The 24560-nt window shown below is 36.7% G+C and carries 16 protein-coding genes; 1 reads left to right on the forward strand and 15 read right to left on the reverse strand.

The annotated features are described in order from the left end of the window. Nucleotides 1–5 precede the first annotated feature (5 nt). The 5 genes from sufB to sufC all read right to left on the reverse strand — a co-directional run bounded on the left by sufB (nucleotide 6) and on the right by sufC (nucleotide 5261). The gene (gene sufB, locus ACFXN8_RS20045) at nucleotides 6–1403 is read right to left on the reverse strand and encodes a Fe-S cluster assembly protein SufB (RefSeq protein WP_386847406.1); all 1398 of its coding nucleotides are present in this window, start codon (nucleotides 1401–1403) and stop codon (nucleotides 6–8) included. 105 nt (nucleotides 1404–1508) lie between these two features. Further along, a complete protein-coding gene (gene sufU / locus ACFXN8_RS20050) occupies nucleotides 1509–1937 on the reverse strand; it encodes a Fe-S cluster assembly sulfur transfer protein SufU (RefSeq protein WP_376074946.1) in 429 nt (142 codons plus the stop codon). Next, a complete protein-coding gene (locus tag ACFXN8_RS20055; protein WP_376074948.1) occupies nucleotides 1927–3156 on the reverse strand; it encodes a cysteine desulfurase in 1230 nt (409 codons plus the stop codon). The genes sufU and ACFXN8_RS20055 overlap by 11 nt, the downstream gene beginning before the upstream one ends. Then, nucleotides 3156–4463, reverse strand: a complete 1308-nt coding sequence (gene sufD, locus ACFXN8_RS20060; RefSeq protein WP_386847407.1) for a Fe-S cluster assembly protein SufD — start codon at nucleotides 4461–4463, stop codon at nucleotides 3156–3158. The genes ACFXN8_RS20055 and sufD overlap by 1 nt, the downstream gene beginning before the upstream one ends. Before the next feature lie 18 nt (nucleotides 4464–4481). Beyond that, nucleotides 4482–5261 carry a Fe-S cluster assembly ATPase SufC gene (gene sufC / locus ACFXN8_RS20065; protein WP_376074951.1) on the reverse strand — a complete coding sequence of 260 codons (780 nt, stop codon included), beginning with the start codon at nucleotides 5259–5261 and terminating at the stop codon, nucleotides 4482–4484. Nucleotides 5262–6226: 965 nt separating this feature from the next. Between sufC and gltC the strand changes: the two genes are divergently transcribed. After that, entirely contained in the window at nucleotides 6227–7129 is a 903-nt protein-coding gene (gene gltC / locus ACFXN8_RS20070) for a glutamate biosynthesis transcriptional regulator GltC (protein WP_386847408.1), read from the forward strand. Between the two features lie 383 nt (nucleotides 7130–7512). Here gltC and ACFXN8_RS20075 read toward each other — a convergent pair whose 3' ends face one another. From ACFXN8_RS20075 to ACFXN8_RS20120, 10 genes are all read right to left on the reverse strand, one after another. Further along, a complete protein-coding gene (locus ACFXN8_RS20075) occupies nucleotides 7513–8559 on the reverse strand; it encodes a glycosyl hydrolase family 18 protein (protein WP_376074677.1) in 1047 nt (348 codons plus the stop codon). Nucleotides 8560–8579: 20 nt separating this feature from the next. Continuing rightward, entirely contained in the window at nucleotides 8580–10331 is a 1752-nt protein-coding gene (locus ACFXN8_RS20080) for a polysaccharide deacetylase family protein (RefSeq protein ID WP_386847409.1), read from the reverse strand. Further along, a complete protein-coding gene (locus tag ACFXN8_RS20085) occupies nucleotides 10328–12190 on the reverse strand; it encodes a glycosyltransferase family 2 protein (RefSeq protein WP_386847410.1) in 1863 nt (620 codons plus the stop codon). Before ACFXN8_RS20085 ends, ACFXN8_RS20080 begins: the two co-directional genes overlap by 4 nt. Nucleotides 12191–12195: 5 nt before the next feature. Further along, nucleotides 12196–13632 carry a polysaccharide deacetylase family protein gene (locus ACFXN8_RS20090; protein ID WP_386847411.1) on the reverse strand — a complete coding sequence of 479 codons (1437 nt, stop codon included), beginning with the start codon at nucleotides 13630–13632 and terminating at the stop codon, nucleotides 12196–12198. Nucleotides 13633–13642: 10 nt separating this feature from the next. Further along, on the reverse strand, nucleotides 13643–14968 hold the full coding sequence (locus ACFXN8_RS20095) for a nucleotide sugar dehydrogenase (protein WP_376074673.1): 1326 nt from the start codon (nucleotides 14966–14968) through the stop codon (nucleotides 13643–13645). Between the two features lie 607 nt (nucleotides 14969–15575). After that, nucleotides 15576–16739, reverse strand: a complete 1164-nt coding sequence (locus ACFXN8_RS20100; protein WP_376074672.1) for a dicarboxylate/amino acid:cation symporter — start codon at nucleotides 16737–16739, stop codon at nucleotides 15576–15578. A gap of 736 nt (nucleotides 16740–17475) precedes the next feature. Then, nucleotides 17476–20652, reverse strand: a complete 3177-nt coding sequence (locus tag ACFXN8_RS20105) for a hypothetical protein (protein WP_386847412.1) — start codon at nucleotides 20650–20652, stop codon at nucleotides 17476–17478. Next, nucleotides 20649–22073, reverse strand: a complete 1425-nt coding sequence (locus ACFXN8_RS20110) for a glycosyltransferase family 2 protein (protein WP_386847413.1) — start codon at nucleotides 22071–22073, stop codon at nucleotides 20649–20651. Before ACFXN8_RS20110 ends, ACFXN8_RS20105 begins: the two co-directional genes overlap by 4 nt. After that, nucleotides 22070–23116, reverse strand: coding sequence for a HEAT repeat domain-containing protein (locus ACFXN8_RS20115; RefSeq protein WP_386847414.1), 1047 nt, complete (start codon nucleotides 23114–23116; stop codon nucleotides 22070–22072). Before ACFXN8_RS20115 ends, ACFXN8_RS20110 begins: the two co-directional genes overlap by 4 nt. Further along, nucleotides 23113–23997: a response regulator gene (locus ACFXN8_RS20120; RefSeq protein WP_386847415.1), complete on the reverse strand. Its 885-nt coding sequence runs from the start codon at nucleotides 23995–23997 to the stop codon at nucleotides 23113–23115. The genes ACFXN8_RS20115 and ACFXN8_RS20120 overlap by 4 nt, the downstream gene beginning before the upstream one ends. Nucleotides 23998–24560: the final 563 nt, after the last annotated feature.

Genomic DNA, 24560 nt, shown 5'->3' on the forward strand with positions numbered 1-24560 from the left:
TTTTATTATCCGATTGAACCTTCCATCTCAAACTTGATAAGGCGGTTCATTTCTACAGCGTATTCCATTGGTAATTCTTTTGTGAATGGCTCGATGAAGCCCATTACGATCATTTCTGTCGCTTCTTCTTCAGAAATACCACGAGACATTAAGTAGAATAATTGTTCCTCTGATACTTTTGAAACTTTCGCTTCATGCTCTAAAGAAACATTATCATTTAAGATTTCGTTGTATGGAATTGTATCTGAAGTAGATTGGTTGTCCATGATTAACGTATCACATTCGATGTTAGCACGTGCACCACTTGCTTTAGGGCCGAAACGAACTTGCCCCATATACGTTACCTTACCACCTTGTTTGGCAATCGATTTAGAAACGATTGTTGAAGATGTGTTTGGTGCCATATGAATCATTTTCGCACCTGCATGTTGGTGTTGACCTTTACCTGCTAATGCGATGGATAATGTCATACCACGAGCGCCTTCACCTTTAAGGATACAAGCTGGGTACTTCATTGTTAACTTAGAACCGATGTTACCGTCGATCCATTCCATCGTACCGTTTTCTTCAACAACTGTACGTTTCGTTACTAGGTTGTAAACGTTGTTTGCCCAGTTTTGAATCGTTGTATAACGGCAGTATGCATCTTTACGTACAACAATTTCTACTACTGCTGAGTGTAAAGAGTTTGTCGTATAAACAGGAGCTGTACAACCTTCAACGTAGTGTACGTGAGCGCCTTCATCTACAATAATTAACGTACGTTCGAATTGACCCATATTTTCAGAGTTAATACGGAAGTAAGCTTGTAATGGCGTTTCCACTTTTACACCTGGTGGTACATAGATGAATGATCCACCTGACCAAACAGCTGAGTTTAGTGCAGCGAATTTGTTGTCAGTGTAAGGAATCACTTTGCCCCAGTATTGTTTGAAAATATCTTCGTTTTCACGTAAAGCCGAGTCCGTATCTTTGAACACAATACCAAGGTCTTCAAGATCTTGTTTCATGTTGTGATAAACAACCTCAGATTCGTACTGAGCAGATACACCCGCAAGGTATTTTTGCTCTGCTTCTGGAATACCTAATTTATCAAAAGTAGCTTTAATTTCATCAGGTACTTCATCCCAAGATTTTCGTGTAGCTTCTGATGGTTTTACGTAATACGTAATTTCATCAAAATCTAAATCTCCTAGGTCGCCACCCCATTGCGGCATTGGTTTTGTATAGAAAGTTTCAAGTGCTTTTAAGCGGTATTCAAGCATCCACTCTGGCTCTTGTTTCATAGTAGAAATTTCACGGACGATTTCTTCAGTTAAACCACGTTTTGAACGGAAAATTGATACGTCCTTGTCATGGAATCCGTATTTGTAATCGCCAATATCAGGCATTTTTTTAGCCATCGTTTCTCCTCCGTTCATGAATCATTGTTATTTTGTTTAATGCTCGATACCCTTACTTCGAGTGAAAGCACAAAATAGTAGCTTTCACTCAAAATTAGGATTCATTTATTGTTTTACACCTTTTTCCATTGCTTTCCAAGCTAATGTCGCACATTTAATACGTGCAGGGAATTGAGAAACACCTTGTAGTGCCTCAACATCCTCAAGGTCATATTTATCGCTATAGTCTTCACCCATCATCATTTTAGAAAAAATATCAGCAAGCTCTAAAGCTTCCTCAATTTTTTTACCTTTGATAAGCTGCGTCATCATTGAAGCAGAAGACATAGAAATTGAACAGCCTTCACCGTCATACTTCGCATCTTCGACAATACCGTCAGTCACTTTAAGCGTTAAGTGAATACGGTCTCCACAAGTCGGATTGTTCATATCAATCGTTACAGCATCGTTTTCAATAGATCCTTTATTACGAGGATTTTTATAGTGATCCATAATGACTGAACGATATAGTTGATCTAAATTATTAAAAGACATCGCCAAAATACTCCTTCGCAGAACGTAACCCTGCAACTAGGCGGTCAATATCTTCCTCTGTGTTATACAGATAGAAGCTTGCACGCGCTGTCGCTACTTGTTGAAGACATTTCATTAGTGGCTGTGCGCAATGATGTCCTGCACGAACAGCAATACCGTTCATATCAAGAACCGTTGCCACATCATGTGGATGTACATCGTCTAGGTTAAACGTTACAAGGCCACAACGCTTCATCGGGTCACGTGGGCCGAAAATTTTAAGTCCGTCAATTGTTTCAAGCTGATCCATCGCGTAGCCTGCAAGCTTATGCTCGTGCTCCGCAATGTTATCTAGCCCAATTTCAGTTAAGAAATCAATAGCGGCTCCTAAACCTACTGCACCTGCAATAATAGGAGTTCCACCTTCAAATTTCCACGGTAGTTCTTTCCACGTCGACTCATGAAGTCCAACAAAGTCAATCATTTCGCCACCAAATTCAATTGGCTCCATCTTTTCAAGGTGTTCCTTTTTACCATATAGTACACCTATTCCAGTTGGTCCGCACATTTTATGACCTGAGAACCCTAAGAAATCTACATCCAAATCCTGCACATCGATTTTCATATGTGGTGCTGCTTGTGCAGCATCAGCTACCATTACCGCACCGTTAGCATGCGCGATTTGAGCGATTTCTTTAATTGGGTTAATCGTTCCAAGGACGTTTGACGCCATTGACACCGACACAATCTTTGTTTTAGGTGTAATTGTTGCACGAACCTTTTCTAGGTTAAGTGTGCCATCTGCTTCAAGCTCAATATATTTTAGTGTTGCATTTTTTTCCTTTGCTAGTTGTTGCCAAGGAATAATATTGGAGTGGTGCTCCATGTGGGTAATGACAATTTCATCACCATCAGCCACATTAGCACGACCATAACTTGCTGCTACTGTATTTAAAGCAGTTGTAGTACCGCGAGTAAAAATAATTTCTTGTGTCGAAGTAGCATTAATAAAATTACGAACCTTTTCACGTGCACCCTCATACTTGTCAGTAGCACGATTACCTAATGTATGCACACCACGGTGAACATTAGAATTATCGAATTCATAATAATGCTTCATCGCTTCAATCACTTGAATAGGTTTTTGAGAAGTTGCTGCGCTATCAAGGTAAACAAGCTTATGACCGTTTACTTCCTGATTTAAAATTGGGAAATAGCTTTTAATGTCTTTATTCATCATTAGCGAACTTTCCTTTCAATAACCTCCGTCAGTTGCTTTTGTACGCCTTCGATTGGTAATTGCGTAACAACTGGCGCAAGGAATCCATGGATAACAAGGCGCTCTGCTTCTGCTTTCGAGATACCACGACTCATTAGGTAGTAAAGTTGTAGTGGATCCACTCGACCAACAGATGCTGCGTGTCCTGCTGTTACATCGTCTTCATCGATTAATAGAATTGGGTTTGCATCGCCACGAGCTTTTTCAGAAAGCATTAACACACGTGATTCTTGTTGTGCATCCGCTTTTGTTGCACCGTGTTCGATGTAGCCAATACCGTTAAAGATTGATTGTGCCGCATCTTTCATTACACCATGCTTTAAGATATGACCATTTGAGTTCTTACCCCAGTGACGAACTTCAGTAGTGAAGTTAAGTTTTTGTTCACCGCGACCAACAACGACTGTTTTTGTATCAGCATGAGAACCGTCACCGATTAAATGTGTAATGTTTTCAGAAATCGTATCTGAGTCATTCATTAAGCCAAGCGCCCAATCTACTTTCGCATCACGAGCTAGTCTTGCACGACGATTTACATAAGTAGTATATCCTTTCGCAAGTACATCAACCGCACCGTAAGTAACTTGCGCATTGTCTTGAACGACTACTTCTGCAATAATATTTGCTTGACCTTTTGCCTCTTCAACTTTTGAAATATATGTTTCAACATACGTTACAGCTGAATTTGCTTCAGCTACAACTAACACGTGGTTATATAATGAAGCTTCTGCGTTATCGTTTAAGAATACTACTTGAAGCGGCTGTTCGATAACTACATTTTTAGGTACGTATACGAACACACCACCATTAACAAGTGCCGCATGAAGCGCTGTTAATTTATGCTCATCCACTTTTACAGCTTCAGTCATAAAGTACTTCTTAACAAGGTCACCATGTTCACGAATTGCCGTTAAAATATCTGTAAAAATAACACCTTTATCAGCTAGTTCTTGTGATGTTTTAATGAAAGCTGGTGTGTTATTGCGTTGAACATAAAGGTTTTCTTGTGCCTCAAGATCAATTAAACCTTTTGCTTCTTCTGGTAATGCATCAAGTGAAGCGAATCCTTCACTGTCAACTGTATGAGTTGGGAAATTTAAGAAATCCCATTTTGTAATATTTGTTCTGTCTGGTTTTGGCATATCTAAACCAGTTGCTTTGTCTAGTGCTGCCGCGCGAAGCTCTGTAAACCAAGCCGGTTCTCCCTTTGCTTCTGAGAACGAGCGCACGTCCTGTACTGTTACAGGCAAGTTAAGTTCCACTGTCATGCTAGTTCGTCCTCCCTCTTATGCTTCTTGTTCTTCAGTTTCTTCTTCGATACCTAATTCTTTTTTAATCCAGTCATAGCCTTCCGCTTCTAAACGTTGTGCTAATTCTTCGCCACCTGATTTAACAACACGACCTTGCATCATTACGTGTACATGGTCTGGTGTAATGTAGTTAAGTAGGCGTTGGTAGTGAGTAATCATTAAGCAGCCGAAGCCTTCTCCACGCAATGCATTGATTCCTTTTGAAACAACTTTAAGTGCGTCAATATCAAGACCAGAGTCAATTTCATCTAAAATTGCGAAAGTAGGTTTAATCATCATTAATTGAAGAATTTCGTTACGTTTTTTTTCACCGCCAGAGAAACCTTCATTTAAATAACGTTGTGCCATATCCTCATGCATTTCAAGGAATTCCATGTTTTTATCTAATTCACGGATAAATTTCATTAGAGAAATTTCATCGCCCTCTTCACGGCGTGCATTGATAGCTGAGCGTAAGAAATCAGCATTTGTTACACCAGCGATTTCAGAAGGATATTGCATAGCTAGGAATAAACCTGCTTGAGCACGCTCGTCCACTTCCATTTCAAGTACATTTTCGCCATCAAGTTCAACTGTACCAGAAGTTACTTCATATTTAGGATGACCCATGATTGCAGAAGCTAGTGTTGATTTACCAGTTCCGTTTGGTCCCATGATTGCATGAATTTCATTTGTATTGATCGTAAGGTTTACGCCTTTTAAAATCTCTTTACCGTCGATTTCAACGTGAAGATCTTTAATAACTAAAATTGACATGAAAATACCTCCATAGTGTGTTCAGTGAATGGTGAACCATTCCTTAATTATCATCATTCTAATCTTAACTGAAAATCGTTCTCTATGCAAACCATTTCAATCACTTTCATTTTTCTCTGAAACAATCCTTAAAAATAAAGAGTTTGTAAGCATTTTCAGATTATTACTAATCGTTATTGACAATGAGAATCAACTTTCCTCATTTTCAATGAAATAAATCTAATTGAGAATGGATTTCATCTAGCTACATAGTGGAAACCTCTCAGGAATCGCTAATTGTAGCGGTTTTGTGACAGAAATGCAGAAAGAACAGTATCAATACTATAACCTTTTTTATTAGAATGGAATCAAATAAGGGAAAGAAATCTAGTAGGTATTTTATTTTGCTCAATGACATTTGTTAAAACGTGCAATTTATATTGATTGACCTTCGTTCCGGCTGGCGACTCCTTGGAGATTAGCAATAGAGGAACGAAGGCTAAAACCATCACATCCTGTAATAACGCCTTCGTGACCAACATCGGTGCCGCAACGGAAATCAACCACACGTTATGGTGATGGTTGAATTTCCAATAAACTTTGCTCCATCATTAAAAGTTAAGGATGACATTTTGCTAAAACGTATGTCATGCGAATAAGTTGATTGGAGTGGAGGCTGAGCGACTCCTCGGGGATCAGCAACAGAGGAACGAAGGCTAAGAGCATCACATCCTGTGATAACGCCTTCGTGACCAACTTCGTGTTGGCCCAAGCGGCTCATCGGATGCCCCCAGGAAGCTCTGCTCTGCGCGAAAGCGAAGCGACAGCAACAAAGCGCCCAGCCGCAACGGAAATCAACCACACGTTATGGATGAGCCTTAATTGATTTAGACATCCGTTTTTAATTACAATCATTTTTCATCTTAAATAGTATATAATTGAGGTATAATCAATCGATTTTTTCGATTAATAGAGGTGAATATCTAGTGGAGTTACGTCAATTACGTTATTTTGTTGAAGTTGCTGAGCGGGAACACATTTCAGAAGCTGCCGAACATCTTCATGTTGCTCAATCTGCAATAAGCCGACAAATTGCTAATTTAGAAAATGAATTAGGCACACCACTTTTTGAACGTGTAGGACGCAATGTTAAATTGACACCGATTGGAAAAACATTTCTCGAGCACACCATTACTGCTTTAAAAGCTATTGATTTTGCCGCAAAGCAAATTGAAGAATATTTAGATCCTGCTAAAGGTACGATAAAAATCGGTTTTCCAACGAGCTTGGCTAGCTATGTATTGCCAACTGTTATCTCAGCCTTTAAGCGTGAATATCCAGATTTGCAATTCCAGCTCCGTCAAGGCTCCTATCGTTTTTTAATCGATGCAGTCAGAAACCGCGAGTTAAATTTAGCTTTTTTAGGCCCTCTTCCACCGAAGGACGAATCGATTCGTTCAACAATATTATTTACCGAAAATATCGCTGCATTACTGCCAGCAAAACATCCATTAGCCAAAAGGGAAAGTATTCAGCTTGCTGATTTACGTAATGATTTATTTGTGTTATTCCCAGATGGCTATATATTACATAAAGTAGCTATGGATGCCTGTCGCGCTGCCGGCTTCTTACCAAACATCATCTCTGAGGGTGAAGACTTAGATGCACTAAAAGGTCTTGTCGCTGCAGGCATTGGGGTTAGCTTATTACCAGAAAGTTCATTATATGATTCGGCTGCCCGCTTCACAGTAAAAGTACCGATTGTATCACCTACAATTCCAAGAACAGTCGGTATTATTTCACCTGTAAACCGCGAAATTGCTCCATCAGAAAAAATATTTTTAGACTTCGTTACCACTTTCTTTTCACGTCTTTCTCAATTCCAATAAAAAAAATCGCCGTATGTGGCGATTTTTTTTGACTTAAGGTGAGTCTATCCGTGAGATTGGCTGTTCTATCCATGATTTTGTCTGTTCTATCCATCATTTTGGCGTTCCTATCCACGACTTTGACTGTTCTATCCATCATTTTGACGTTTCTATCCACGACTTTGGCTGTTCTATCCGTCGCTTTGGCGATTCATTCCGTCACTTCGGCTCTTCTTTCCGTCGCTCTGACGTTTCTTTCCGTCACTTCGGCTCTTCTTTCCGTCGCTCTGATTTCCATCCGTCACTTTGGCTCTTCTTTCCGTCGCTCTGACGTTTCTTTCCGTCACTTCGGCTCTTCTTTCCGTCGCTCTGATTTCCATCGGTCACTTCGGCTCTTCTTTCCGTCACTCCTCTGATTGTTCATTAATCCATTGTAACGTTTTTGAGCCTAGACCTCCGGCGCGCCATAAAACAACCTCATTGTAGCGTCTCTTTTGCACGTATGCTGTCCATTTTTCAAGTGTTTCCTGATCGGCATACCAAACTTCATGCTTCACTTTTTGTTCATCTACATACGTGAAATATGCAGCACCACTTGCTTTATCGCGTTGTTTAACCGCTTTCGTTTTGTTCAGTAATTCCTCTGCCTCTATCTCTGTTAAAGCAACTGTTTTGCCTTGGTTCACCCATTCAAATCCGCCAGTTGCAAAAGCAATCGCTAGTTTTTGATTGGACTTCTTACTGTTTTTTATTAAGTCATTTAAAAATGAAAAGGTTGCCTTTGCACCTGGACCACTATGATATCCGTGCACATTATAAGCCATCACTGTATATTTAGGTCCATCTGGCAATTTCACATCAAACGGGAAGCTAGGTTCTAGTACGACATGTAATGAAATACCCTTTTTTGATAGCTGTTTATAAAGCTCCTCTAGGAAACGGACATACCCAGGGAGGTCCTCTTTAGCAATCTTTTCATAATCAATTTCGATACCTTTCACATTGTATCGTTCAACAACTTGCATAATATTATCAATATGTCGCTGCCTAAATGACGCATTTTGAAACAATCGATGCAATAACGTACTATCCTTCTGAACTGATGGGGCGTTATCTGTAACAGTATCGTTAATTAACGTAAGTATCACATTATGGGATACATCAAATTGTTGCTGTGTTTGTTTCAACATTTCTATCGCATCTTCTGTTAGTAATAATTGGTCACTCTCATTAAAATAAGCACCAAAAACGCGAATGTCTTGTAAGCCCTGTTCTGAATTTCCCACATCCTCGATGGCAGATTTGATTTGCCATTCAGGTAACCAAATAGATAATTGAAGCTTTTCTTTGTTCTTCAACGGCTCTCTCGCCTTTACAGGTTCTTCTTTACTATTACTACAGGCCGTGATAATTAGTAGTGCTAGACAGATAAACAAAAAAATTTTTTTCACTTAATTTAGTTCCCCCCGTTTTAGAAGGTTTCAATAAAGAAATCAACAACGTTATTAAATAAAGTCATTGTTTTGTGCTTTACTTTATCGAAGTTCGTGTATTGGTTAGTAAAAAGTGTATGATCGTTAACATCTGTAATCAAAATATCTTCGATGATTGTATCATAAATATCATCTGCATACTGTTCATGCGAAGTTTCTTTTTTGCTGAACATCGCACCAAATCCAATTTGTGACCCTTGAATGTCAGGATTTACTTGTATTGTTTTGGATAATACTTTATCTACATCTATCTTTATTTTATCCTTATTAACAGCAATATTAAATACTCTTGTGTTTGTTAGATTTCGTGGATACTCTTCCTTATCAATTCTAGAGCCTTTTTGCGTAGCCTGATAATCGTATACAGTAGCCTTATTAAATGCATACTCTTCTTCATTCCACTTTATTTCATTTAACGGGAAACGCTCCTTCTCAACAACGCCTGATTTTGGTAATTTTTCAGAAACAACAATCTCATTATCTATTAATGCCACCCGAATATAGCTATTATTTTTTTCATCGTAGTTTAAATAAATAGATTGTTGTCCAACGACATTCCCTTTAAAGGCAAAGTTTATATTATATTTCTCTGGAAGTGTTTCCTTCAATACTACCCGACCTTCACTAGAAGGTGCTGATGTTATAATAATCTCATTATTTTCATATTCTGCTGCACCATTCTTTACAGACCATTCTTTTGCCCGTTTAGGATCTCCGACTTCAAATTCTACATTTTGCTTACTAGCTTGTCGGATTTTCATCATCAAGTGATTGGTAGACCAATAGGGCGATACTTGTAATCTACTTAAGTTGTAGAGATTAGCATCCGCATTATTATATGCCCCTAGCTCCAAATTGAAATGCATTTTAAATTTATCTTTAATTTGTTTATTATTCGCACGTTCAACTAACGAATCCATATTATTATAAAGTGAGTTGGCATGCATAATCGCATAAGCCTTAGGAACTTCTCCTAATTCCTCCTCATAAATATCTTGCATTAGCTTGTAATCTTTTTGGATACGTTTTTCCATTTCCTGTCGCGTTTCACTTGGAATCATATATTGATTGCGAATGAAGTCCATTAAATAATGATTATAATATTCAATAGTCGTTTTATTCGGCACATTATTTTCATCTATAACACCTAACGACTGTCCTTTATTATTATAAATATTAATATATGTTAGACGGTACCCATTAGAGCCCAACTCCCAATAGCCACTTTTCTCCATGAGTAATAAGTCTTTCGGTTTTAAAAATTTGTTGTCCCGTGTATCCATTTTATTGGCGTACGTAAACATCGTAGCTTTATAGTTTAGATCCTCCATGATATTTTGAGCAAATATACTAGAATCTGTCCGTCCATCTTCAAATGATAAAAACAAAGCTTTTTCTGGCAACGGTTTGTCTTTCTGATAAAAATCTAAAATATCTTGCTGAGTAATTGTTTGATAACCCTGACTTTCAAGTAATGCTAGTTGTTTTTTTAAATTCTCTTTAGATACGTATTTGGGAGATTCACCTCTGCTCACACCAAAATAAGATAATGCGATGAAACCATCTTTATTTTCTAAAGGAACCGTTTCCTCTTCCCTTTTTTCTGTTAAAAACACTACACGTATTAAAATAATCGCTAAAAATATAACGATAATCGCTTGTACAATGGATCGTATTATTTTCCTTCGATTTTTTTTAGCTGGATTTAATACAACATTTTTTTCACTCATTTCTTCTCACCCATTTTTCTATTTAGAATCGAAAATCGGGATTTTCGTAACTTTTGTTTTTCCAATTTCTTTTCTTTGGCGATGATGTCTTGAGGTGTTTCTCTCGTACCCCACGTTGATTTCCAAAATGTAACCCATGCAACAGGCATTTGCCACAGCAAAATAAATTCATAGAAAAGTACAAAGATAAAGCCAAATGTCCATAACTTACTTTTTCTAAAGAAAAGATGGGCCAAGCTCATTAACATTGCCATCAATAACAAGCCCATTAAAAACGTTGTTGGAAAAACGCCATGCATAATTGGCACATAAAGTAGATTGTAAACAACAACAATAGGGGCTGCTATTGGTACGATTAAACCGATGATGAAGAAAAGAAACATAAAAGGTTCCTTCTTCCACATAAATAAAAATGCCCGTAAAGATTCTCGTAGCCATGATCGTTTCCATCTCATTTGTTGAGATAAAAAGACTTTTGTGTCTGATGGAACAATTGTAGAACATACAGCATTGTCCTGGTATCCCGTTCGATGTGTTTTTAAAATATAGTTTGTCATACTACGGTCATCCCCGAATGTTGCGGGTTGTCCAAGAAATTTTTGGTTTAACCATGCTGTCTCATTCTTTAAAATAAGCTCTTTTCGATAACATGCTAATGGACCAGATAAGCAAGTTACTGTATCAAACCAAGACTCAGCAGCTTTCATTATTCGAAAGGCTATATAATAGCGAACGGTTTGCAATTTTGTCAGAGCATTTGTAAATTTATTTTCAACTTCTGTTCTTCCAGCCACACCGCCCATTTTAGGATCTTGGAAAGGCTGCACTATATTTCGAATAGCATGAGGTTCTAAAAAACTATCTGAATCTACGAAAACGACTAATTCGTGTTTAGCAAGATGTACTCCTGCCACTAAAGCCTCACGCTTCCCTCCATTTTGAGGTAGCTTATGGAAACTTAAGCGATTCTTTGTTTTAAATCGCTCACCCTCGCTATGAATAAGTTCAATCATTTCTTTTGCTTTTTCCTCAGTTCTATCTGTTGAATAATCATCTACAACAATAACTTCTAATTTGTCTACAGGATAATACTGATTAATACAGCTTAAAATTGTTCTATGAATCCATTCTTCTTCGTTAAACACTGGAATAATAATAGAAACGCCCGGTTCAAATTTAGGATTTATCGGCACATTCCTATAGAAAATACCGAATAAATATCGACTTAAAAGAAATGTTGCAGCAATAATACTATATAGATATAGGAATTTATTGAATCTGAAATAAATAACACTTTCAGCCCTCATTAATATCACAATAAGAGAAACAATCAATAGAAATAAACTTGCCACAAAAATTGATAGTCCCCAACGTTTTTTAGTCATATAGTCATTTAAAGGCTGTAAAAATTCACATGCATAATAGCATCTAGTTTCACCATCTACTTCTTTCGTAAAATGACGAACAACTTTCGCTTTTACCTTTACCTTAGATTCATAGCCCTCCGGCATCGCACCACCAGGTATAGTAAATTTCATCGTAATAATTTCATCTATTAAAAAATTATCAGGACTATTTGAAAATATAAGGATACCTGTAACCGAAATATCCTCCGCATAATGTTTGTCACTAACCTTTTGCTTTGCTCTTTTAATTTGTACTTCAAAATTAGTTTCATAGCGTAAACTTAACAGCTGTAAACGATATATTTCATTGACATCTGTAGGATCGATTTCTTCCTTTTGATACGAAGCACCTCGTCGATTAACGAGATTTCGTACATTTTCTGGATCAGGAATATTCGATAAAATGCGTCGATCAGAGCGTGGTATCGTTAAAATCTCTTTTTTCTTATTCATGATTATCAATTCACTTTCTTGTTTGAATCTTCTTCAATCCAAGTCGACATTTTTGCAAAGCTATACCCATCTTTTTGCAACTTTTCAATGATTACTGGTAGTGCTTCAACTGTTTTTGTACCATCTAAAACGTGCATAACAATTACTTTTCCTGGAGCAACTCTACTCATCACGCGATTATAAATATCTGAAACGGTATATTCTAAATTCCAATCGAATGATGCAATATCGTACATAGCAATCGATTTGACACCTGTTGCGGCAATAATTTTTGCTGATTCTTCATTAATAGCACCTTTATTAGGTCTGAAATACAGCAAAGGTTCTTCCTGTATGGCGTATGTTAACGCCTTATGTGCCATCACGACATCCTCTTGTAATTCTTCCGGCGTCATGGTCGTAACATCAAGGTGATTGTAGGAGTGGCTTGCAACCTCATGGCCTCTCTCAACAATTAATCGCGCTAATTGCGGATCCTTTTCCACACCTTTGCCAATTAAAAAGAATGTAGATTGAACATGATACTTATCAAGAACATCCAAAATCTCTTTAAGTCTCTCCTCACTCGCCCAATCATCAAAGGTTAAAGCAACTTCTTTTTTGGAAGTATTTTTACGATAGTACATATTCGGTTTTACATTTTCATAATCCGGATTTACTTTAATAGCATCATAGCCTTCAATTTCCTCTAAGGATTTTACTAAATATTGTTTATCCAAAACGTCCGTTAATGTAGAAAAAACGTATCCTTTTTCTTCGCCCAAATGAGACAATAGTGGAATAACATCAATAATCGCAGGATTAATGTACGTGTTTAAATGAATGATAGATCCACTATCGATAAAGCGATGAATATAATCCATTATTTCTTCAGCACTTTGCATATTTCGATCTTTTGGATTAACGGAAGATCCTACGACTCCCTTCATATTAATGGTTTTAGTTGCTAAACGCATATTGTCCGTTGAATCACCAGAACGACTACGAACGTATTTAGGTGTATACCCTAATTTCTCTTTAAAAACTTCATTCGCTAAATAGATTTCTTTATAAGTTTCTTCATAACTCAAATCAGTCATTTCGGAAAACGTCAATGTTCCATTTTCTACCTCATGACCTTTAGCTAAAATATCCTTCACTAACTCAGGATCTTGTGCCACTCGCGTACCTTCTACGAAAAATGTTGCCTTCATGTTAGATTGATCCAAAGCCTTTAATAATTTTTGCATTGTTTCATTGTCTGCAAGTCCATTAAAGGTTAAAGCTACCTTTGGAATAAGAATTTTTGCGTGACTATAAAATTCACTCATCGTCCCATCATGTTCCTTTACCTTAACTGCTGAATCAACTGGTTGAACCTGATTAGTTTGAGCAGACGATTGACATCCAGCTAAAAATAAAAGGAATAATAGACTACATATTTTTAGTCGCCTCGCGTTCACAGAACCCCTCCTATAATTTGTAGTATTTTTTATTCTCGAACAAATAATGGGTATTGCGTGTGTCAAAAATTAAAGCAGCGTGTTGATCAATCAATGAATAATCAATAGTTGTATGATTCGTTAAAATGACTACAGCATCTGCTTTTTGAATTATTTCTTTTGTAAGCGAAACGGTGTTAAACATGTAATTACCAACTGTAAATGTATCAATAAATGGATCGATAACTTTTAGACCACACTGCTTGTCCTTTAATTTGTCAATGACATTTAATGCTGGTGATTCTCGATAATCATTAATATTTGGCTTATAGGAAACTCCAATAACTACAATTTCTGCATCATTTATCTCTTTTCCTTGCACATTTAAATAGTTTTCAAGTCTTGCAACTACAAAGTTCGGCATGGAATCATTAATTTTATCTGCGGTCTCAATTAATGTTGCCGCAATACCATGTTGCTGGCCAGCCCATAATAAATATTTAGGGTCTACTGGGATACAATGACCACCTACTCCAGGGCCAGGTGTAAATGGCATAAAACCATAAGGCTTGGTCGAAGCTGCTTCAATTACTTCCCACACATCAATATCCATCTTATAGCAAATCTGACTTAATTCATTGACAAGGGCAATATTAATTTGCCTAAATGTGTTTTCTAGTAACTTTTCCATTTCAGCAACCTTTGGACTTGTTACCGTAAACACCTTTGTACTAATCACCGTTTCATAAAAAAGTTTGGCAACTTCTAAACAAGCTACTGATACTCCGCCAACTACTTTAGGCGTATTCGAAACTGAAAAATTCAAATTTCCAGGGTCCACACGTTCAGGAGAATACGCTAAAAATATATCCTTTCCAATAATAAAGTTACCTTTTTCTAGGATTGGTTGAACTACTTCTTCTGTTGTTCCAGGGTAAGTTGTACTTTCAAGAATAATTAAAGTATTAGAGGATATGTTCTGTGCGATTGCATTAGCTGCATCAACAATATACGAGATATTAGGTGTTCCATCTGCAGTCGTAGGTGTCGGTACACAAATAATAATGATATCTACATGTTCAAGTTTAGAAAAATCATTTGTCGGGTCAAATTTCTGTTCATTAACGGCTTTCTCTATGATTGTGTTAGACATATCAGCAATATAGCTATCACCGCTTTTTAATTTAGTAATTTTTTCATTGTCTTTATCGAAGCCAATTACCGCAAAGCCTTTATTGACGATTTCCAAGGCTAATGGGAGCCCCACATAACCAAGTCCAACAACTCCAATTGTTGCACTTTTTGTTTTGATTTTATTTGATATAGCTAATTCCCTTGACTCAATTTTTATCCCCATAAACAAATCACTCCTTTGTCTAATATTTTAAAAATTTCAGAGACTACTTTCTACAATTGCTAATTCTTTTACGATTCATTTTTTGCACATGTAATCCCCCTCATCACATCCATTCCAAGTAATATTATCCCGTAATTTGAAATACGAACTTCTCCAACACATATATAGTACTAAATAAAACCAAACATTTTCTATACAATTTCTATTTAAAATGAAAAAATAACTATTTTACTGAAAACCACTCTCCTAACTACATCCACATTCCATTTCTTTAGAACTATATATTTTCGATAAATCCCTACATAACATGTAATTGTATTAAATTTAACCAAGTAAAAACTGTTATTTTTTTTCACAAAAAATATTTTTACTAGTTTTTAAAAAATAAATGTTATCTAATTAACTATTAAATCCATAAGAAACGCTTTATTATCACCATTAGCTATTTATCTTGAAAAGTAGCGCTCTCTAATTAATCATTAAGAGAACTCCAACATATGTTCTTTGAAAAATCGGTTATTATTTTGCAACTAACATCCTAAGCAAAAAAAAATCGCCGTAACAGGCGATTTTTTTTTAGTGATTCTATCGTTCACTCTGATGTTTATTAATTTGTTTTTTTGTTGAAACGATCGACAATCATGGCTAATGCACCATCTCCCGTTACATTTGTAGCTGTACCAAAGCTATCTTGTGCTAAGTACAGTGCGATCATTAGCGCAACCATTGTTTCATCGAAGCCGAGCATTGTTTGCAGTAAACCTATCGCTGCCATGACTCCTCCTCCTGGGACACCTGGTGCAGCAACCATCGTAATACCTAGCATAAAGATAAAGCCGATATATTGTGCAAAACCTATATCCATACCGTTCATCATCATAACACCTAAAGAACAAGTTACGATTGTGATCGTACTACCTGATAAATGAATGGTTGCAAACAATGGGATTGTAAAATTCGTTACTTTTTCTGAAGCTCCTGTTTTTTGTGATTGTCGCAATGTAACCGGAATAGCTGCAGCTGAAGATTGTGTGCCTAATGCTGTAAAATACGCAGGTAGCATAGTTCGAAGTAACATAAGTGGATTTTTCTTATTTAAAGTTCCCGCAGCAGTGTATTGCACTAGCAATATTACCCAATGCATCACAATTACAAGTGCGAAGACAATTGCGAAGACAGAAAATATTTTTGCTACTTGTCCTCCATATGTCATGTTCAAGAAGATCCCGAAAATATGAAATGGTAAAAGTGGAATAATCACAAATGAAATTACCTTTTCAATGATTACATTAAACTCTTCAAAACCACGTTTCATCACATCGCCTTTGATGGCAGTCATACCAATCCCTACGATAAATGCAAAAATTAATGCTGACATCACACCCATTAATGGAGGCATTTCAACTTTAAAGAATGCCTGTGCTAAAAATTCCTCTGGGTTTTTCATGCTTTCCATAGCACCATTTGATATGAAGTTGGGTAACACATTTCGCGCTACCAAAAAGGCGAACATCCCTGCAATGATTGTTGAGAAATAGGCAAAGAATGTTGCCAAGCCTAATAATTTCCCTGAGCCTTTCCCAAGCTGAGCTATGCCCGGAGCAATAAATGCAATAATAATAAGTGGTACAACAAAATTTAAAAAATTACCGAATAAGCCATTAAATGTTGCAAATATACGTACAAATGGCTCTGGCATAAAGCTTCCAAGTATTACCGCTAACAAAATAGCGACAATAATTTTTGCCAATAGACCAAATTTAAACTTCACGATATTGTCCTCCTAAAAAAAACAACTGTCTTTCTCGAATGTATTATTAGTAATTTAACATAAACAGTTGCAAGAATATACAGCTTGCGTAATAGGCGGAATTATAAAATATTTTTCTATTTTCAAACAAAACAGCTCATCACCATAACGTATGGTTAATTTCCGTTCCGACTGGGCACTTTCCTAGGGGCGTCCAGTCTTCACTCCAATCAACTTATCTAAAATTAACAAATGTCATCCATTACTTTTGGGATGAGCCAAAAAAAAAAACTTAGAATAGGTAAAAACTCACCTATCCTAAGCCTCCATTTAACTTCTTTCAGCAATTATTTTAGTAGCGAAAGCAAAGCGTCAGCTACAGAAATCTCCACCTCTATTATAGGTGATGAGATGAATGCGGATTTAAGCTATTTTTCAACGATTATCCAAACACCCGCTGAAATAGAGGAACTCAGTCTAAGAACGCCACGTCCTGTGGCAATTTATCTGTGCGAAAGCGAAGCGACAGCAACACACGACTGAGTAACCAACATCGTGTTGGCCCAAAGCCTCCGGCGGATGTCACGGAATCGGTAAGGAGTTCAATATAGGATGTTAGCCTAAAACCATCGCATTCATGCGATAACGGCTAACTGACCTGCATCGGTGCTACTGCCGCTACGCTTTCGCGCAAAAAACATCTGCAGGCCTAAGCACAAAGCCGATTCCGGACGCAATCATGCCGAGGCATAATTGATTAATCTTTAAATAATTTTTGTAAAATATAATATGATTGTTTTAAACGCTCTTCATACTTAGGCGTTTGCCATGATTCCCATGAATACGCTGAAAGAGCAGGTAAGACATGGTCTTTTGTCTCAGGTAAGGATTTTACAACTTTGCCCTCTTTATCTACAAAGACCGCACCAATATAAATATTATCGACTTTCGTCGAAGCTGTCTCTCCATCTTTATATAAATCTCCCATAAACTCACGCTGGCTTGGATCTTTTGCTTGAATCAGTAGCCAAGGAATTCGTAGCTCAATCACATTATCATCCGTCCACGTATAGTCTACTAACGAATTATAATCTTTTGCTTTCGGATTAGCATTCCCTTGAAGCAGCTTCCCTGTTTCATAAGAACTAAAATCGGTAGTCCTATTTTGCTCTGGTAAGTACAGCTGTTTATTTAACACATAATAAATCGGTGAAAACTTACCACTATTTTTTGTGGGAACTGCCATACGAGGCGGAATCATATTTAAACTATGACCGTAAAAATAATCATAAAAATCATAGTATTCATCTATGACAACTCGAGAGTCTCCACTTTTATTTAATTCCACCATAAAATCTACGCCATTTGAAAACGTCATGTCTTTTATGGATGTTGCTGAAGTATTCCCTTGATTTGGTACTACATCTAATAAAATACGGGGTGAGGCTTTTTCTAAAACATCACTTTTTAATTTGAGATACAAATATCTTTCATCATAATCGACAGCAAAATCTGTTGAGTCAGAAGGTGAGGTATTGTACATTTGTGTACCTTTCCACTCCTTTGTATCGCCGTCTACTTTTACTTTCAATCGATCAAAGCTTAGTACGCCAAATTGCTGTTCATTCGTTTGTGCATTAGACCAATACGGTCGACGATTTGGATCATCATAATCCATCGTGTTCCACGTCCGCTTAAACCACTCGTCTTGCCATGTAAAGATAAGACCTCCGAGCAAGCCTTCATGCATAATATCTTCATATAAATGTTGAAGCGTTTCACCTTGCTGCTGTTCGGACATATGGCCCTGATTCCAGCCATAAACATTTTCATGTGTCATACCACGAGCTGCAGGGATTCCAAACTCCGCAATAAGAACAGGCATACGATGAGCTTCATGTAAGTCTTTTAAATATCCTGCATAACTATTTTTATTGCCCCGGAAATCTTTATAATTTAAATATTTTTGGTCGAAGTTAAAGAAGTCAGGGTAATAAGGATAAACATGATAGGAAGCAAATTGGCCAGGTGCCTGCATCTCACCTTTCGTATAGATGACATTTGGATTTACGCCTACCAAATCTTCATCCTCAGAAGGCTCAGATGGATGGTCTAATAAGTCAGTTGTTACCCAGTTTGTGAAACTCATTGGACGGATCCAATTATATTTATCCTTCTCGTAAACAGTAATAAGATCCATTTGCTCCGCTAACCAATGCTCAAATGGTGCAGCATTTTTCGTTTCAAAGTACTTCCCATTGTAATCGCCTATATTAGCATGTTTCTCGTTCGTACCAACAACCATATGCGGATACCATTCGATTCCTAGCACCCAGCCTATTATATATTTTGAAACATCCACATCATATAATCCTGAGGCATGTCCTGTCACTGGCTTCACATAAGTATTACCGTGGATAACGTCCACCATTCGCTTCATTTCAAGTTGAAAATCCTCTAAGGTAGCTTCATCATAGGCATCTAATGAATCAACCAAGCCTTCCTCATTAATCCATACACCATGCAATACATACAGTGGTTTATCTGGATTTTCTTCATTGTATTTTGCAAGGGCCCGATAAAAACCTGGCGGGTGTAATGTATAGACACGAATCGTATTGGCATTCATCTCAGCAATTTGACGGAACCATCGATAGTACTCTTCTTCCGTAATAGCAGCCTCACCAGGGAATGCTCCTGGTTTACCCATACCGATATTAACGCCCTTAAAGACTAGTGGCTCCCATTTCCCATCACGTAAGACTTCAAATGACTCGCCCTTAGTACGTGCGTTATAATTTAATTTGTCATGATTAACGTTTTCTTGAACTTCTTTTTGCTCAAACGTTTCAAAAATTTTATGCATGACTGGTATATAGATCGACCAATAAAATGAACTATCTGCATATTTCTCAGCATATTTATAAATGGTCGGTAATCCCTTTATTTTGTAAAGGGTCGGTACCCGTGACATATCGTTGAAGTCTCCAGCAAAATAATAGCTTGTCGTGTAGCGTTTATCCTGTGAAACGATTGCCGCAAATTGCTGTGGAATATCGTTGGCCTCTAATAGTTTTTCCCCATCTTTTGTTAAGTCCCATTCATAATTAGCTAGAGCATCCTCCGCATATTTAGGTGTGATAATATCAAACCAATAGCCATACTCTGCACGAGCAGAGGTATTAAAGAATTTTTGCCCTTCTTCAGTAAATTGAACCTGGATGCCTTCTGTTTTTACATGCTTGTCCATTTCTAGCACAATGAGCTTTTCTGTTATTTCATTAAATAGAAGAAAGCCTCCGCCCTTGTATGGCCAATTATCACCATGTTCATCGATGACCCATTGTGGGATTTCTTTATTTTTATGATAATCAAGTTCATCAAAATAACGCCCAATCCATCCAGACCATGAAACCCCTAAATAATCCTGTAACTCTTTTCTAACTTCCACTGACGTTGGTGACGCAAATGTATTGTATTCAGCGATCAACATACTTTTCTTGTTGCTTGCTAATCGAGATACAATAGACTGCCATTCATCCATTTCCAAGCCGCCAACAATTTTTTCTGAGCGTTTACCTAGGCGCTTTTTTTCATTTAAATCATCCTTATAAACACCATACGTATCTGCCAAATAAATAACATCATAATTACTATAGTCACTCGGAAACTTTTTTTCTGACACTTTCTTCGTTTTATCATTCGGGATCGTACCATAGTAATTTTTTTGTACATCATACGGATGATCATCAATTGTGTATTTATAATGATTTAAAAACCAGTTCACACCTAAATGCTCTCGATAAGTTTCATTCGGAACCGTTTTATCTAGAATCGCAACGTTGAGCGGTTTTTCATCGCTTAAATACCACCATGCTATAGGTGTGATCATGAGAATTAGAACGACTATAATTCCTATATATATACGCTTCATACACTTTTCTCCTTTTCACCAATGCCGACACGCTTCATATTACCCCAATCGCTTCTTCTTAGCACAAACCGAATCAATCCCTCACAGCGCCAAAAAAGAGTGAGTGGTCGATACCAGAAAATTTCAGTAAATGCTAAAAGTATCATGCGTAGTAGTTCTCTCGGTCTCGGATAAGTATTCAAGATCCATGCTTCGAATAATATAGAGGCTATTGAAAAAATGACGCCATAAATGACGAAAAGCAGTAACAGGATTATGGCTACTTCATAATAGATTTTCCCTAAGAAAAAGGCCACTACGATATAAATATAACCACCTAGCTCAACTAGTGGTCCTAGGCATTCTACTAGCCAAAAATATGGAAATGAAAGCATGCCGATTAAGCCATATTTTGGATTCAACGTCATCGTCTTATGCTTCCAAAGACTTTCAAATAATCCTTGATGCCAACGTCTACGTTGGTTTCGTAAAACCCCTAATGTCTGAGGTGCTTCAGTCCAGCACACAGGATCTGGAACAAATTCTATACGTTTCTTTTCTTTTTTCTTTCTTATCAAACGGTGAATATTCACGACAAGCTCCATGTCTTCTCCAATAATATTCGTTGAATAACCGCCCGCTTCTACAGCCCATTCCTTCGAAAATACACTAAATGCTCCCGAAATAATAAGCACAAGATTGTATTTACTTAAAGCTATTCGCCCCATTAAAAAGGCTCGCGCATATTCTATTATTTGCATGATGACTAAGTAATTATTTGGTAAGTGTGTTTCAGTAACAGAACCAAGTTGCATTTTCGCTCCATTGGCTATTCGGATATTTCCCCCTGCCGCAATCACTTCGCCATCTGATAAAATAATCGGCTTCATCACACGAAGCAATGACTTTTCATCCAAGATTGAATCACCATCAATAGAGCAGAAGTATGGATATTGAGATACATTAATACCAACATTCAATGCATCTGCCTTACCACCATTTTCTTTATCTACTAAAATACAATTTTTATAGATCTCAGATTCATAAATTTGTTTAACTTGTTTTGTAGGGATATTTGTACGAACAATTTTATCAACGGGCTTCATTCGGAAATGCTCGATTACGGTTTGTAGTGTAGAGTCAGTTGACCCGTCGTTAATAATGATAATTTCCGTTTGTGGATATCGTAAATTCAACAATGAATAGACTGTGTCTACAACCCCAATCTCTTCATTGTAAGCAGGGACTAATAAGGATACTGGTTTTGAGTAGAAGGCATCTGTATGCGCATCATCATACTCTGAGGGATCTAATTTATAGCGTTTTCGCATAACTAGCATGGCAATAACAAACATTGCGCAATATGAAACAATAACAAATAACATATAAAACAGAATAAATCCACCAAAGAACCACATACAAAAATCTAAAAATACTTTCATTTGTTCCCCCGCTTTCTGACTACTGTTTCCTGTGCCATTTCAATTGCATATTGGTCATTTGAGGACTCCATAAATTGCTGTAATTTTGCAATTCCTTCTCTATTTTCTACAATTGTTTTAGCTGCCTGTGAGCGTACCCACCAATTTTCATCTTGAAGAAGCTGTTCTAAATAAGTGTAGGAATAGTTGAGTGGTACATGATTAAAGATTTTCGCAACCATTAATCTTACTTCCCACATATCTGATGTTACAAACGGAACATAAGGATCGATTTCATCAATTACACCAATTTCATAAAGACCCTTTAATGCTCTTATTTGAATTTCTGGAATCTCATGTGTTAATAGCTGTTTTAACTGATCAATATATTGCATATTTCTTTTGACAGCTGCCGTATCGATTGCAGCAAATTGGATATTATTTGTCCAGCTATCAAAGTCTTCAAATAATCGAATAAATACGTCATCCTCTAACAATACAAATAATCTTCTATATTCGCTTTCAGAATAATTGATACTCGATTCTTTAATTTTTTCAATAAACAATTCTGGTTGGAAGATAGAGTAATTTTTTAACAGTTGAAAATATTCTCCTTCCGAAATTTTGGTTTTCTCGAATTGTTGACAAGTATCTAATAATGCTTCTATCCGGAAATCAGCAATACGATATAAAGCATTCATCCTTATGCTCCATCGTTTACTGGATAAATCCTTTTCGTAAAACTCTTTTAAATAGAGATTAGAAAACTCTTTTATTTTATGTTCAACTTTTTCATTGATTATATTTTTCAAATAAGATGAAAAGATTATTTCTATAGCTGCTACTTGAGCTCTTCCGCGGGGAACAAGCACTATAGAAAAAATTTCATCATTGATTAAATAGTTGTACCAATGCTGTGAATATTTTTGTAAAAAAGTATCACGCACTTCGGTAAAACGAATTTCTCGATGGCGCTGAACAAGTATATAGATCGTAAATAAAAATAGAACTACTAATAAAACAACGATGACCGTTAAAAGAAAAGAAATCGATAGTTGTATCATAGCCAGAACCTCGCAAAAGTGCGCTTAATTTTTGCTTCTAACAAACGTAAATTAAATGGTTTTACGATATATTCATCGACGCCACCTTCATATGCATTAAGTGTTGCACCCTCTGAGTTTCGTTCTGACATCATATAAATGATGAACTTTTTCTCATTCGGCATTTCTCGCAAAATGTGCAAAATTTCTAAGCCATTTTTACGTGGTAAAATGTCGTTCATCACAACTAAATGCATATGGCCTGTTTTATAATTATCGGACTGTAAAAAACTATAGCCATCTTCATAGGTTGACACGTCTAAAGTATAATGAGGAATGTCTAAATTTTTGAGCGTCGTTTCTAGCACTTTTCTAAAGATTTCATTTTGTTCAATAATACTAACCTTTACTTGCTCCGTTGGTTGTACACGATAATCTGTAACCTGTTCTACTGACCAAGTCGGCTGTTCGTCATCAGCTAGTTTGCGCTTATTTTTATCTAACAATGTTTCAAAGTCAACGCTATTATTTCTTATTTCAGTAACGGAAGCTTTTAACGCTATTTGTTGAAATTCCCTTTCTTGCGTTAGAATTGCGAAAATCCGTTTTAAAAACGCCTTTACCTCTACCTCACTACTTTGCAGAAAAAATATTCCCCAATGCATGCCATCTGCTAGTTGAAAAAGTAAATCAGTTTTTCGTATTTTTGATTTTAGAAAAGCTGAAATTTGATGATTCACTTGATTACGTTCTATATCCGTTCCTTGTGAGGAATTCGCTACTTTAAAAAAGACTGCAGTCATTGTTAAACGTGAACGAATAACACTCTCACGCAAAATTTCAAAATAACCCTTCACCTCATGCTCCTGCATGATATCTTCTGCAATGATTAATTTATTCATTGATGTTCACCTCAGTTGATGGAAGAAGCATTTTAATACTCCTTCATTATTTTTCTATCATTTTTTTGATTTATAAACCCAACAACTATAGTAATAAAGATGACCAAACAATTGCTATACAAAATTTTTGGTAAATCGATCACTTTTAAAATATTATTATATTTTTGCTACAAACTACAGGATAATACCTTTTCTGATAAAAAGTTATATTTTTCTGATAAAAGACAACCTTTTATAATAAGAAGAAAGGGTATGTAAGCTTTATCACTTACATACCCTTTCAGACTACAAAAAACACTATTTTATTTCAGCTTGTCGACTGAGGAATCGTTGATTTTTCACGGAGAGTGGCGACTCCTGCAAGATCAGCTTGTGCTGAAAGCCTGATTGAAGCCAAGCCCGCGGAGTGAAAATCAGCTTTTGTTTATTGATACATGATGCCAAGATAAAAAGGGTATGTAAGCTTTATAAAATGTACCCTATAAGATAGACACTTTCAAAAAGGTCATCTTATAGGGTATTTTTGTTTATAATGAAGAAAAAACGAGCGGTGGTTAATTGTA

Source organism: Lysinibacillus sp. NPDC059133 (genome assembly GCF_042755925.1).
Lineage (GTDB): Bacteria > Bacillota > Bacilli > Bacillales_A > Planococcaceae > Lysinibacillus.

Bases quoted from the DNA above. Each gene is read 5' to 3' on its own strand.
- sufU (WP_376074946.1), bottom strand. From the start codon at position 1,937: ATGTCTTTTAATAATTTAGATCAACTATATCGTTCAGTCATTATGGAT.
- ACFXN8_RS20080 (WP_386847409.1), bottom strand. From the start codon at position 10,331: ATGAGTGAAAAAAATGTTGTATTAAATCCAGCTAAAAAAAATCGAAGG.
- ACFXN8_RS20115 (WP_386847414.1), bottom strand. From the start codon at position 23,116: ATGATACAACTATCGATTTCTTTTCTTTTAACGGTCATCGTTGTTTTA.
- sufD (WP_386847407.1), bottom strand. From the start codon at position 4,463: ATGACAGTGGAACTTAACTTGCCTGTAACAGTACAGGACGTGCGCTCG.
- sufB (WP_386847406.1), bottom strand. From the start codon at position 1,403: ATGGCTAAAAAAATGCCTGATATTGGCGATTACAAATACGGATTCCAT.
- ACFXN8_RS20095 (WP_376074673.1), bottom strand. From the start codon at position 14,968: ATGGGGATAAAAATTGAGTCAAGGGAATTAGCTATATCAAATAAAATC.
- ACFXN8_RS20105 (WP_386847412.1), bottom strand. From the start codon at position 20,652: ATGAAGCGTATATATATAGGAATTATAGTCGTTCTAATTCTCATGATC.
- sufC (WP_376074951.1), bottom strand. From the start codon at position 5,261: ATGTCAATTTTAGTTATTAAAGATCTTCACGTTGAAATCGACGGTAAA.
- ACFXN8_RS20085 (WP_386847410.1), bottom strand. From the start codon at position 12,190: ATGAATAAGAAAAAAGAGATTTTAACGATACCACGCTCTGATCGACGC.
- ACFXN8_RS20110 (WP_386847413.1), bottom strand. From the start codon at position 22,073: ATGAAAGTATTTTTAGATTTTTGTATGTGGTTCTTTGGTGGATTTATT.
- ACFXN8_RS20120 (WP_386847415.1), bottom strand. From the start codon at position 23,997: ATGAATAAATTAATCATTGCAGAAGATATCATGCAGGAGCATGAGGTG.
- ACFXN8_RS20055 (WP_376074948.1), bottom strand. From the start codon at position 3,156: ATGATGAATAAAGACATTAAAAGCTATTTCCCAATTTTAAATCAGGAA.